Here is a 13,307-nt window from a genome sequence, read left to right as displayed (position 1 = left end):
AATTATTCTAATTTATGATATGTTAAAATAACAATACATATGGATGGTACTATTATGAAGAAATTGCTTATATTATTTAGTGTGTTTTTATTTAGCCTATGTTTATACAGTCAAACTGCTGATGAAAGTGAAGTTTATAAACAATTAAAAGATTATGTAAACAAAGGCAATATCAAAGAAACTGAAAATATTATAAAAAAATATAATGTTGATTTAAATCATTATTATGATGAAAATTATACATTATTAGCGTATGCAGTTACGAATGATAATATGGAAATGGCTAAGCTTCTTTTGAAATACAAAGCAGATGTTAATGCTCCGTCATACGAAGGAATGAGTGCGTTAATACTATCAGTTATTTATCATAAAAATATAGAAATGGTTAAACTTCTTTTAAGTTATGGTGCTGATATTAATCAAAAATGCGATTTAGAAGGTAATGCATTATTTTATGCTTTAGATTATTATACTAAAGAAAATATTGAAATGGTAAAATTTTTAATTGCAAATAAAGCTGATGTTAATATATTATATCATGGATTCGATGGAAATGAAGAAACACCTTTAATGTATGCTGCTATGAAAGGCTATAAGGAAACGGTAAAAATTTTGATTGCAAATAAAGCTGAAGTTAATAAAAGAAATAGAAATAATGCGAATGCTTTGCTTTATGCTTATATGTTCGGGCATAAAGATATAGTAGATATTTTACTTCAAAATGGTTCTGATTCTTTAGATAAAACTTTGGAAAGCTGCGATCTTAATCAAAGAACTTTCCTTAGTATGAGTATTCCATTAGTTACTGCAATAATACATTTAGATGATGATGCGTTTTTACAGAAGTTAATTGATAATGGTGCAGATGTAAATTGCAGAACTTTTGATGACAATACTGCATTAATGGTGGCAGCTTCACTTAATGAAGCAGGTGCTGTAAAAGTGCTTCTCAAAAATAATGCTGATGTGAATCTGCAAAATAGATATGGTATAACTGCATTGATTAATGCTTGTATGAACGGAAATTTAGAAATAGCAAAAATGCTTTTAGATGCTGGTGCTAATAAAAGAATAAAAACTAATGAGAAAAAAGATGCATTATACTATGCCAAAATAAAAGGAAAAAACAGAGAGCTAATAAGACTTCTTGAATAATAGTTAGAATCTTAATTCTAAAAAGTGTATGCATTATATGTATGCACTTTTTTATTCTTGAAATATTACATAATTGAAATTTTAATTATTCTAATTTATAATGCCTAAAAATAACAATACATACAGAGGGTTTACTATGAAAAAATTTATTTCTATAATTGCAGCATTCACTTTAATGATTGCTATAATTTCATGCGGCGGCGGCGGAAACAAAGAAACAAATCAATCAGAACAAAATACTCAAACTAATCAAACTCAAACAAATGAACAAGTATATATCAATCCAACAAGTACAAATGAAAATCATAATACAGATATTGATATTAATGCTAATGAAACTACATATACTAATGAATATATTCAAGGTACAGAGTTAGATCCTATACCTACAGGATATAGTAAAATAGATGAAATACTCAATGAATATAAATATAAAGCACCAATATATGAAATATCAAAATTATTAGCAGAGGAAGGACTAGAAGGAAAAATCACTGAATATACAAATTTTAGTGATAAATATATATATAAAGTAAATAAAGATTCTACTCCTTTGTTTTTGGCGGTACAATTCGGATATAATGATTTGGCAAAAGAACTTATAAAAGAAGGTGCAGATGTTAATGCTAGAGCAAATGATATGGAAACAGAAGACGGTATTGATATGCTTTATTATGCTGTTGAAAATAATAATGTTGAAATGAGTAAAATCTTAATTGATGAAGGACTTGATGCAGGCAGAGATTATGGTTTTGAATATCCTTATTATTTAACAGATATTGCTATTGACAACAATAATCTTGATATGCTTAAAATACTTGTAGAAAGCGGAGATATTGATTTGGAATCAAGCTTAATTCCTGATGCCATAGAAGAAAATAATATAGAAATGGTTAAATATTTAATATCTATAGGACAAGATGTAAATGCTCAAATATTTGCAGATGGACTTTGGATTAACTCTCCTATGAAAGTAGCAGCTGAAAATGGCAATATAGAAATAGCTAAACTTTTAATTGATGAGGGTGCCAATTTAAACTCAAGCGATGATTATATAGGTCCAGCTATTGATTATGGTAATTATGATATAACTAAATTATTAATAGATAATGATGTTTTTAATCTTAATACTAATACAACTATAGAACAAGCTATAGAATCAGCAAAGAATAAAAAATATTATGAAATAGAAAAATTATTATTAAGCGAAGATTCAAACAATATAGACGGATATGATGAATTAATGAATGCTGTATCAAAAGGAGATATGAAAGCATTAGAAAAACTTATAAAAGACGATACCGATTTAAATAAACAATATGATAATATTACACCTCTTAATTTAGCTGCTGCTAGAAATGATAAAGAAATGGTTAAATTCCTAGTAGAAAAAGGTGCTGATATAAATTTAGAAGACGGATATGGATATACTCCTTTAATAATAGCAATTAAGTATCGTAATATTGGTTTAGCTAAAAATATTATTGATTTGAAGCCTGATTTAAATGCCGTATGTTCAGCAACAGGGGATACTCCTTTAACATATTTAGTAAATGCCAACAAGTACGGCGGTGTAGCAGATCTTTGTTATTATATGATAAAAAATGGTGCTGATATAAATAAAAAGAATAAGGAAGGAAATACTCCATTAATGATTGCAGCTGCAAGTTATAATTATGCTATTGTGGGAGTTCTTGTAAATATGGGAGCTGATTATAATATTAAAAACAAAGAAGGAAAAACAGCCATTGATATTGCTTCAGCTAGAGATGATAGTTCAGCGCTTCATCACATGACTAATCCAAGCGATTTAGAATATTATCTTAGTTATTAATAAATAATAAAAAAGTGTATGCATTATATATGTATGCACTTTTTTATTTTCTGTTTAAAAATTTTTAGTATATACCTAAACAACTATATTTTGTCAAAAATAAATTTATGTTTTGGTTTTATATTTGGGGCTTTGCCCCGAACCCCCAGTTCTTTTATTGGTATAAAAGAACCAAAACAACTGCATTTTTGACCTAAAACTATGGTATTACACTATATTTAATACATATTCTTAAAATATAAAGTTCTAGCAATTGCGTTTTCGCGAAGCGTATCCGAGCCTGTCGAGGATATAGATACTTTGACGAAGTCCGCAGAGCGTGTGCGGAAAAAAGGTAGATAACATCTATATAAAGTGGATCAATTGACAAACTTAAAAATTTTCAGTATATACTTAAAAAGTATTTTATAAAATATAACTATTTTAAGTATTTACTTTACAATTTATAATTATAGGTTATAATCCATTTTTAAGTATTTATAAAAATACCTATAAGGGGTTATGAAAAATGTCTGAAAATAAGTTAATTAATTCGAACAGTAAAAAAATAATGTATTTTATATTAGTATTTGTACTAATGATAATTTCTTCTATTCCAGCGAATGTATATATATTATTATTTGATACTACATATGATCTTGAAAAATTAATTTACAATATGATTTTTAATAGTTTTTATTTTCAAGTTTTTTACTTTTTTTGTTATTCATTTTTATTTAGTATAAACAGCAATTTTGAAAATGTTAATAAAAGAACAATACTAATAACATTTTTATCATTTTTACTTTTATTTTTGCTTAGTATATTTACTTCAGCACCATTAAAAGATTCAATACCTGATATGCTTAATTTTTTTATGTCTAATATAATGATTAATAAAAGTATATTATCTTCTATAATGTTTTTTATTATAATACTTTTAGCTGATAATAATTTTAATATAAAAAATAATACATATAATAGTTTTACTAAGCTAGGAGATATAATTGTATTTTCTACAATAGCTGCAATTATTGCATTTATATTTTGGGTATTTATTGCTTTTTTATATAATAAATTTATTTTTAGAACTGATATAGCACCTGATTTTGAATCATTAATTGAAAAACTTCTTTTTATGTCTATTGTATTTGTTTTTTCTATAATACCTTTTATATTTTTCTTTGTGCAAAAGAGATTTAAAACTGTTTTATCAATATATATTTCTAGAGGATTATTATTTTTATATTCATTTTTAATATTCGCTTTATTTTTTGCTTTACTATATGAACCTATAAGACCTTTTGACAATACTAAGTCTTTTATAATTTATAATGCATTATTAATTTTATCCATTTTTACTTTATACTTTATAAGAGCTGACTATAAGGCTGGAGTAATAACAAAGGCAATGTATATAATATTTCCAGTACTAGCATTTTTATTTAATATATTAGTATTAGGAGCAAGCATATACAGAGTAATTATTTCTGAAAATAAAATAAATGAAATTTCTATTGCAGTTCTTAATGCGATAATAGTTGTTAATTTAATATATATTATAATACAAAATATAAAGTCTATAATAAAGATATTAAAAAACAATATCAATATAAATGAGGTAGTAATTGGAAATAATAAAATATATAGCTTCATTTATATTTATGGTATTTACTCATTTATTTTTTCTTTTATAGCTCCTATTATAATGATATTTTTAAAAAATAAATAAAAGTGTGAGAGATTTATGAACTACATCAGTAAAAAAAGATTATATCATATATTAGTATTTGTATTAATACTAATTTCTTCTCTTCCTATAAGTATACAAATATTATTATATGATATTGATCATAATGCTGACAATTTAATTATTATTAATAGTTTTTATTATCAAGTATTTTACTTTTTTTGTTATTCATTTTTATTTATTATAGATAGTAATTTAGAAAATATTAATAAAAGAACAATACTAATAATATTTTTGTCATTTTTACTTTTATTTTTGCTTGGCATATTTACTTCAGCACCATTAAAAGATGAAATACCTGATATGCTTGAATTTTTTAAATCTAATATAATGATTAATAAAAGTATATTATCTTCTATAATCTTTTTTATTATAATAGTTTTATCTGATAACAATTTTAATATAAAGAATAATACATATAATAGTTTTACTAAATTAGGAGATATAATACTGTTTTCTGTAGCATCAGAAATTTTATTAGCAACAATATTATTCTTAATTATTAAATTGGTAGAATTGGTAGAATTGCTAGAATTTTTGGTATTGATGGTATTAGTATTTTTTGGTTTAATGTTATCTGTTTTTTCTGAAGAACATGGAAATACCTTAGCCTTAAAACTGATTTTGATTTTTATTGTGTATTTATCTACTTTAATACCGTTTATATTTTTCTTTGTGCAAAAGAGATTCAAAACTGTTTTATCAATATATATTTCTCGAGGATTATTATTTTTATATTCATTTTTAATATTTGTTTCATTTTTTGCCTTACTATATGAACCTATAAGACCTTTTGACAATACTAAGTCTTTTATAATTTATAATGTATTATTAATTTTATCTATTATTACTTTATACTTTATAAGAGCTGACTATAAAGCTGGAGTAATAACAAAAGCAATGTATATAATATTTCCAATAATAGCATTATTATTTAATATATTAGTATTAGGAGCAAGCATATACAGAGTAATTATTTCTGAAAATAAAATAAATGAAATTTCTATTACAGTTCTTAATGCTGTAATAGCTATTAATTTAATATATATAATAGTACAAAATATAAAGTCTATAATAAAAATATTTAAAAATAATATTAATATAAATGAGGCAGTGATTGGAAATAATAAAATATATAGCTTCATTTATATTTATGGTATTTACTCATTTATTTTTTCTTTTATAGCTCCTATGATAATGGTATTTTAAAAGATAAATAAAAGTTTAATAATTTAAAGAGGTTTGTGAATTATGAAAAAGTTAATATTTATTTTATTTTTATTTAGTCTGTGCTTATACAGTCAAACTGATAATAAAACTAAAGCTTATGAAAGATTAAGAGAATATGTGAATGAAGGTAATGTTAAAGAAGCTGAGAATATTCTTAAGAAATATAATGGAGATATAAATAATCTTGATTATGAAGATTTTTCATTATTATCGATTGCAGTTATGGATAATAATATAGAAATGGCTGAGCTTCTTTTGAAATATAAGGCAGATGTTAATACTGTAGTAAGTGATGGCGATACTGCATTGATACTTGCAGTTGATAATAATAATATGGAAATGGTTAAACTACTTTTAAGTTATGGTGCTAATATTGATTATCAGGGCTTTAGAGGAAGGACAGCATTATTTTGTGCCTTAGAATATAATAGAAAAGAAAATATTGAAATGGTAAAACTATTAATAAAAAATAAAGCTGATGTTAATATAGCTTATGATGGAGATTATGAGAATGAAGAAACACCTTTAATGTATGCTATTATGAAAGGTTATAAAGAAACTGTAAAAATTTTGATTGCCAATAAAGCTGATATAAATAAAAGAAATAGAAATAATGCAAATGCTTTGATTTATGCTTATACATATGGACATGAGGATATAGCAGATATTTTACTTCAAAATGGTTCTGATTCTTTGGATAAAAGTTTGAAAGTTTGTGATCTTAATCAATCAACTTTGCTTAATCTTAATGTTCCATTGATAAATGCTGCACACTATTCTACTAATGAAGTTTTTTTACAAAAGCTGATTGATAGTGATGCATATAAAGATTATGATTATGATACTGCATTGAGAGAAGCCGCTTCTTATAATAATATTAATGCTGTAAAAGTGCTTATTAAAAATAATGCTGATGTTAATGTTCAAAATAAGTATGGTATGACCGCATTGATGTGGGCTTGTCATAGCGGAAATTTAGAAATGACAAAAATGCTTTTAGATGCTGGTGCTGATAAAAGTATAAAAAGAGGTAATTATGATGCATTGTATTATGCTAGAGAATACGGAAAAAATGAAGAAATAATAAAATTACTCACAAAATAGAAAAATTAATTTATTGTTATAATATGTACAAATTATTAAAAAATATATAATCATTTATTTTTATTGAATATTATTAAATTCCATATCTGGAAATTTTTTTTTCTATATAATATTTAAAATCTTTGAAATCCCAAGTATCTGATACCTGTGGATTATCATTATAAGCTTGAATTAATATTGTAGCATGTTCTTCATTAATAAAATTTTTTGGTATTTTAGATATTATTTCTCTTGTTCTATTAAATGAATTACTAGTAAATAATAATTCACACCTTCTTTTTATTTCCACATCTATAAATTTTGATATAGAAATTATGTCTTTTTTTTCTAAATGTTCAAAAGAACTCTTACTTAAACCATCATATAATAATTCTTCATTTATTATATGATTATAATATAATTTATCATAATCTATAACTGAAAAATATCCATTTTTTAAAAAATAATATTTATCTTCATATTTTATATTCATTGAAATAATTGTATTTGTACATAGTAGATTTACTAAAAAATCACTTATAGTATATCTTGCATTAATATCACATTCTGATGTTAACTTAATAAATTTTATTATAATATTTATAAATATTTTTTCTTTTTTCTTAAACAAATCTGATAACATGTTAATAATTTTTACACATAATTTTTTATTATTTATATTATCAATATATATTTCATATAAACATTTAAATATCTTTTCTAATTCTTCTTCAGTTGAAATATGCAAAGAATTATTAATTATATAATCATAAGATTTATTTTCTGGAGTTTTTGATATATCAAAAAATATAAATATATCCTCTATTAGTGTTTCTAATGCTGTAATTGGATATAAAGTATTAAAAGCTTGAATTATCCAAGAATATAATGATTCTATATCACTATAGTGCAATTTAAACCCTTTTCCATGTGCAGCTATATTTCTCATATCTCTATAATGTATCCAACTGTTATTCCAACTACTTTTGTTTGGAAATATTTTGTCAAAATTTTTTTTATTATTAATTATAAAATTTCCTAAAGCTCTATCCCAAGCATTATCATCAATTAAATTGTTACTTTCAAAATGTATAGATTGATCGAGAGATTCTAGAGAATTTTTATATTTTAATAATCTATCTCTCATTATCATATTAAAACCTATAATAGCCATAACTATTGATGCTCTATAAGCACATGATTTATAACATATTATGGATTCTTCAAATATATTTTTTATAGCTTCAGAATTAGTGTCTATGTGAGATAATAATTTATTTTCATATTTTTCATCTAACCATTTTTCAAAATCAAGTTTCATTTTATCTTCCTATTTTTATAATATTTGCTATTGAAAAATATATACAATAGACTTATATAAGTATAATTATCCTAATAAATAAATCCACATCATATATATTACATGTACAATATATATGGAACTTTTTAAATATATGATTATTTATATGTATAATCATTTTTAATAAATATGTTTGAAATATAAAAACATGTTAATAAATTTTTATACCAAGATACTAAAACAGTTAAATTATTTAATTAAATTATAAAATTTACTCCAATCTATCAAATCATAATTTTTATATACTCTTTTTATTTCATCTCTTACTTCCATTAAAGCAAAGCCTAATAAATTCTCTCCTTTCCAGTAAAAAGGATTTTCTATATTCTCATCATCATATTTCATTTTTATTCCCCATACTTTATCATAGGGACTTGCTTCAACTAATACTTTGTTTTTTGTACTTATTAAAAAATTTCTTAAATCAGTGTTTTGTGAGAATTTATAATAATTGCCTGTAAATACTATTTTGTATTTCATTTTATCCCATATTTCATCATTGAAATTTTTAACTTTTCTTCCAAGTTCTTTTATAGCTTTCGGCTGATTATTATTCAAAATTTCATTAGCAATATCTTTATCATCAAATAATAATGCCTTATTGTACATCATATATTTTTCCATACAATTAAATACCAAATCATTATCTCTAAAATCTTTAATATACCATTGGCTTAATGATGATTTAGTAACTTCTTTTTTATCATTAGTATGACCATAGAAAAATAAGAAATCAATTTTCTTTCCGGAATTAAAATCTTTCCTAAGTTTTTCTAAAGAATATTTCTGTTCTTTATTATTTGAAAAGATATCTTTATTTATCGAGTTATTACCATAAAAGCCTTTAAATATTATAGGCTCTTCAAAAAGTTTTTTATATTCTTCTTTGTCATCATTTGAAAGTTTATTAAAATAATTTATAAATACTTTATTATAAGAACTGCTGTTTACAAACCATATGGGAGGCATTATATTTTGCATAATAATCCTTAAAAGTTTTATAGGAAATAAATAAAATATTTATAAATATTAATTATGCGCTAAACTATTATTAGATACAATGCTGTTATTAGTTATGTTATCAGCAAACATAGTTTTTACACTCTCATTTGTAAGAGGCGAATAAAAATCATGTATAAGTTCATAACCTTTTTTTATAGCATTAGTATCATAAGTGTTATATACATAATTGCTTGCTAGAGTAGGCATATTAATATTGGGATCTTCTTTTATAGGCTTCATTATTACTTCAAAACCATTTTTCCTAAAGAAGGCATAATAAGTTGGTAGATAAGAAAAATTAATCTCTTTGTTTTCATTTATCTCTAATGATACAACTGTACCTATATCAAGATGAGGATATCTTCCTTTATGATTTGCAATGAAGTTTCCTAATGAATATATTATTATACCGCTATGATTAGTTCCTTCATAAATTTCTACAGGTCTTGGTACATGAGGATGATGCCCTACTATTATGTCAACTCCATTTTCTATCAAAGCTCTTGCAGTTTCTTTTGTTTTTTCTTCAGGAGCAGTTGTATATTCCAATCCGAAATGAAGAGATATTATTTTTATTTCATTGTTTGTAGCAAGTGCTAAATCAGATTTTACTTTTTCTACTAGATCTTCCTGTTTAGGAAAGAAATTCATAAAATAGAAATGATCATTTTTATTTGTTTTATGACTTAGTCCATTATCAAGCATAGTATATGCTGATATAAAAAGAGGTACATTATTAATATTTGTTATGATAGGTGCTATGCTTGGAGAATTAGTTGATCCTCCTAAAGTTAATTTATTGTTTCTATGTAGTTCAGCTACAGTTTCAGCTTCTGCCTGAGCTCCCTGATCATAAGCATGGTTATTGGCTATTGAAAAAGTATTGAAGTAATTAAAGAAATACTGTAAATAATCTAATGAACCATTAAATTCAGGATAAGGCATAGGAGGTTTATTTGTATTAACAACAAATTCTAAATTTGCAAATACAATATCACCTTGAAAATAATCTTTCAAATCTATTAAAACATCATTGCTTTGAAATGCCTCTACAATAGTAGGATGCGTCATTATATCACCTGTAAATACTAATTTGATACTTTGAGGAGGTTGAGGCTTTTTTTCTTCTTCCTGCTTGTTATCAGCACATGAATATAATAGTATTAAAGATAAAGCAACGATTATTTTTTTTATCATTTTATTTTCCTAATTAGTAATTATTTTTTATTATTATCTTATTCATTTAAAATTTCTAAATCATTTTTTTCTGAATCAGATGTCTCTTGTATATCAATATTATCACTTTCATTTGTTCTTGCAAATTTTATAGGAGTAAATTCCATTTCAACTATTCTTCTGTCTTCAACTTTCATTATTCTTACCCTATATCCTTTTAATATGAATCTCTCATTTGTTTCAGGTATATGATCAAGCATATCAATAACATATCCTGCTATAGTTTGATATTCTTCATGCTCTAATTCTAATTTTAAAGTTTTGTTGACATCTTCTATAGAAGCATTTCCATTTATTATAATTCTTTTTCCCTTAAATCTTATTACATCAGCTTCTTTTTTATCACTTTCATCTTCTATATCACCCATTATCTCTTCTATTATATCTTCCATAGTAACAAGTCCGGCAGTTCCGCCGTATTCATCAATAGTAATTACCATCTGAAGTTTTTTCTTTTGCATATCACTAAATAAGCTGCTTATAGTTTTAGTTTCAGGTACAAAGTAGGGAAGCATTATATAATCTATTGCTTTCTTTTTTACTTTGTTCATCTTTCCGCCGCCTTTAACATATTCTTTAAATAAAGCTCTTGTATGGAATATACCTATTATATGATCTACTGTTTCCTCATAAACAGGAAATCTTGAAAGTCCTGATTCTACAGTAAGTTTTATTATTTCATTTACATCTGTTTCAGCTTCAATACATACCATATCAACACGGGGCGTCATTATCTCTTCTACAGTTTTATTTCTAAAATCTATTACTCCTGTAAGCATTTCATGTGTATATTCTTTTATTATTCCTTCTTTATGCCCCAAATGTATTATAGTAGTGATATCTTCCATACTTGATAAAGCACTTCTTTTTTCAGCATCTCTTAATCTTTTAGGTACAAAATAATTCATTATAAAAGTAGTTACTTTATCCATTAAGAAAGTTATAGGCTTGAATATAAAATGACAAAACTTCATAAAATATAGAAGATAAGGCATCATTTTTTCAGCATTAACTCTCATTAAGACTTTAGGAAGTATTTCTCCGAATATAATAATAAGTATTGTTATTGTGGCAGTTGATATTGTAACCATCACATTTGTTGATACATGCGGCAGAATGTCAGCAAGCCTTACAGCAAATACAGTTATAATGGAACTTGCTGATATATTAACTATGTTATTACCAACAAGTAGGGTAGGTATCATAGAACTTGACTTTTCCCAATATTTTTTATCTTCTTCTTTGATTTTTTTCTCTCTGACCAAACGCATTAAAGTAACATCATCAATAGATGTATATGCAGTCTCACTTCCAGAAAATAAAGCAGAGAGCATAATAAGAATAATAATTATAAATATTTCAAATAAATAAACTAGTAGTATTTCCATAAATAATAAGCCTTATATTTTTTATTAAATTCTTTTTCTTAATTCCTGCATAAAATTAGTTCCAGGATCCCTTTTTCCTGGATTTATATATTTAGTATTTAATTCTTTATACAGCGAATAATGCGGCAAGGTTTTATCTTTATATTCATAGTGTGCTATTATATATTTTATGCTTTTATATTTACTTTTTATATATTTTATTAATTGTACATTTGCTTCAAGTTGTTCTTTTGTTAATTTATCAGCATACCCTATATTTTCTATACTTATAGATGTATAATTAAAACCTACCGTATGTCTGGCTATATATTCAATAGGAGTATTTGCATATATAGTTCCATCAAAATCTACTAAGAAATGAGTTCCAACATTTACTTCTCCTCCTGCTTCTATATCAGGCCTTCCTATTAAAACGTCATTTTTAAATATGTTTACAGCTATACTAAGATTTGGTGTTTCTGTAGAATGAACAACTATTATTTGAGGATTATCTAAATATATTAGTTTACTTCCATAATGAGTTTCTGTATATTCGGATAATAGTTTTAATCTTAGAGCATTTGGAGTGATTTTGTATTTATCGCTTATATTAGGCTTTATTGCTATATCATTGGTTTGTGAAATATTGCTGTTTACAGTATTAGTACATGATAATAATAAAGATATTATAATTGATATATAAATAATGTTTTTTATCATTTAATATTATTATGCATCCATAGCAATATTAACGCTGACAAATCCAAGTGAAGATTGGAAAGGAATAATTATAGTTTGTAAGTTTTTAGGTATAATTTGTATTTCTTTTCCAAAGTAAAGTATAGGAGGAGTGATATCGCAGCTAATACCTTCTTCAGCTAATTTAGTTATAGCAAGACCGCTTATAGTGTTTCCCATTTCGTTTATAACACTTCTCATCATATCTTCAAAATCATCTTCAGAATCATATTCTCCGCGTTTTTTATCTGTAAGATTTTCAGTAAGAAGCTGAGAAAAATTTTCAGGAAATTCGTAAAGTACCTGACCATTAACATCGCCGACAATTCCTATAGCAACACCATATCCGGAGAAAAGTTTACGGCCTTGTCCCTTAACTAAAGTACCTTTTTCCATTGTAAGACCAGCCATCTCTTTAAATATTGATACCAAAGATACGATAAATGGATTGATGAACCTAACGTCCATAAATTTTATAGGTGTTGTAGCCATGTTTATTTCCTTTTGAATATTATTTTTTATAATTTAATTATAACATAATTGAGTTTTATTTCAATAAAAAACAATTCTATT

General features: G+C 24.6%; 11 protein-coding genes. 5 read left to right on the top strand and 6 right to left on the bottom strand.

What is annotated here, in order from left to right; all coding sequences use genetic code 11:
• Positions 1-54: 54 nt before the first annotated feature.
• From BHYOB78_RS07155 to BHYOB78_RS07135, 5 genes are all read left to right on the top strand, one after another.
• Positions 55-1,155: an ankyrin repeat domain-containing protein gene (locus BHYOB78_RS07155; protein ID WP_020063656.1), complete on the top strand. Its 1,101-nt coding sequence runs from the start codon at positions 55-57 to the stop codon at positions 1,153-1,155.
• Between the two features lie 136 nt (positions 1,156-1,291).
• Positions 1,292-2,989: an ankyrin repeat domain-containing protein gene (locus tag BHYOB78_RS07150; RefSeq protein WP_020063655.1), complete on the top strand. Its 1,698-nt coding sequence runs from the start codon at positions 1,292-1,294 to the stop codon at positions 2,987-2,989.
• A gap of 508 nt (positions 2,990-3,497) precedes the next feature.
• Positions 3,498-4,700: a hypothetical protein gene (locus tag BHYOB78_RS07145; RefSeq protein ID WP_020063654.1), complete on the top strand. Its 1,203-nt coding sequence runs from the start codon at positions 3,498-3,500 to the stop codon at positions 4,698-4,700.
• Between the two features lie 15 nt (positions 4,701-4,715).
• Positions 4,716-5,927, top strand: a complete 1,212-nt coding sequence (locus BHYOB78_RS07140; protein WP_020063653.1) for a hypothetical protein — start codon at positions 4,716-4,718, stop codon at positions 5,925-5,927.
• 42 nt (positions 5,928-5,969) lie between these two features.
• A complete protein-coding gene (locus BHYOB78_RS07135; protein WP_020063652.1) occupies positions 5,970-7,052 on the top strand; it encodes an ankyrin repeat domain-containing protein in 1,083 nt (360 codons plus the stop codon).
• 73 nt (positions 7,053-7,125) lie between these two features.
• Here the strand turns inward: BHYOB78_RS07135 and BHYOB78_RS07130 are convergent, their stop codons facing one another.
• The 6 genes from BHYOB78_RS07130 to BHYOB78_RS07105 form a co-directional block, all read right to left on the bottom strand.
• Positions 7,126-8,352, bottom strand: coding sequence for a hypothetical protein (locus tag BHYOB78_RS07130; protein WP_020063651.1), 1,227 nt, complete (start codon positions 8,350-8,352; stop codon positions 7,126-7,128).
• A gap of 228 nt (positions 8,353-8,580) precedes the next feature.
• Positions 8,581-9,372, bottom strand: a complete 792-nt coding sequence (gene ybiA / locus BHYOB78_RS07125; protein ID WP_012670136.1) for a riboflavin biosynthesis intermediates N-glycosidase — start codon at positions 9,370-9,372, stop codon at positions 8,581-8,583.
• A 48-nt stretch (positions 9,373-9,420) separates the two neighbouring features.
• Positions 9,421-10,590, bottom strand: coding sequence for a CapA family protein (locus BHYOB78_RS07120; RefSeq protein WP_012670135.1), 1,170 nt, complete (start codon positions 10,588-10,590; stop codon positions 9,421-9,423).
• A 38-nt stretch (positions 10,591-10,628) separates the two neighbouring features.
• A complete protein-coding gene (locus tag BHYOB78_RS07115; RefSeq protein WP_020063650.1) occupies positions 10,629-12,017 on the bottom strand; it encodes a hemolysin family protein in 1,389 nt (462 codons plus the stop codon).
• Between the two features lie 24 nt (positions 12,018-12,041).
• Positions 12,042-12,716: a peptidoglycan recognition protein family protein gene (locus BHYOB78_RS07110; protein ID WP_012670133.1), complete on the bottom strand. Its 675-nt coding sequence runs from the start codon at positions 12,714-12,716 to the stop codon at positions 12,042-12,044.
• A 9-nt stretch (positions 12,717-12,725) separates the two neighbouring features.
• On the bottom strand, positions 12,726-13,226 hold the full coding sequence (locus tag BHYOB78_RS07105; protein ID WP_008726787.1) for a chemotaxis protein CheX: 501 nt from the start codon (positions 13,224-13,226) through the stop codon (positions 12,726-12,728).
• Positions 13,227-13,307: the final 81 nt, after the last annotated feature.

Source organism: Brachyspira hyodysenteriae ATCC 27164, from assembly GCF_001676785.2.
In the GTDB taxonomy this organism is placed as follows: Bacteria; Spirochaetota; Brachyspiria; order Brachyspirales; family Brachyspiraceae; genus Brachyspira; species Brachyspira hyodysenteriae.
The sequence above is the reverse complement of the archived record's forward strand: the minus strand, read 5'-3'. Positions and strand labels throughout refer to the sequence as shown.

Bases quoted from the DNA above. Each gene is read 5' to 3' on its own strand.
- BHYOB78_RS07105 (WP_008726787.1), bottom strand. From the start codon at position 13,226: ATGGCTACAACACCTATAAAATTTATGGACGTTAGGTTCATCAATCCA.
- BHYOB78_RS07150 (WP_020063655.1), top strand. From the start codon at position 1,292: ATGAAAAAATTTATTTCTATAATTGCAGCATTCACTTTAATGATTGCT.
- BHYOB78_RS07145 (WP_020063654.1), top strand. From the start codon at position 3,498: ATGTCTGAAAATAAGTTAATTAATTCGAACAGTAAAAAAATAATGTAT.
- BHYOB78_RS07110 (WP_012670133.1), bottom strand. From the start codon at position 12,716: ATGATAAAAAACATTATTTATATATCAATTATAATATCTTTATTATTA.
- BHYOB78_RS07155 (WP_020063656.1), top strand. From the start codon at position 55: ATGAAGAAATTGCTTATATTATTTAGTGTGTTTTTATTTAGCCTATGT.
- BHYOB78_RS07135 (WP_020063652.1), top strand. From the start codon at position 5,970: ATGAAAAAGTTAATATTTATTTTATTTTTATTTAGTCTGTGCTTATAC.
- BHYOB78_RS07115 (WP_020063650.1), bottom strand. From the start codon at position 12,017: ATGGAAATACTACTAGTTTATTTATTTGAAATATTTATAATTATTATT.
- BHYOB78_RS07140 (WP_020063653.1), top strand. From the start codon at position 4,716: ATGAACTACATCAGTAAAAAAAGATTATATCATATATTAGTATTTGTA.
- BHYOB78_RS07120 (WP_012670135.1), bottom strand. From the start codon at position 10,590: ATGATAAAAAAAATAATCGTTGCTTTATCTTTAATACTATTATATTCA.
- BHYOB78_RS07130 (WP_020063651.1), bottom strand. From the start codon at position 8,352: ATGAAACTTGATTTTGAAAAATGGTTAGATGAAAAATATGAAAATAAA.
- ybiA (WP_012670136.1), bottom strand. From the start codon at position 9,372: ATGCAAAATATAATGCCTCCCATATGGTTTGTAAACAGCAGTTCTTAT.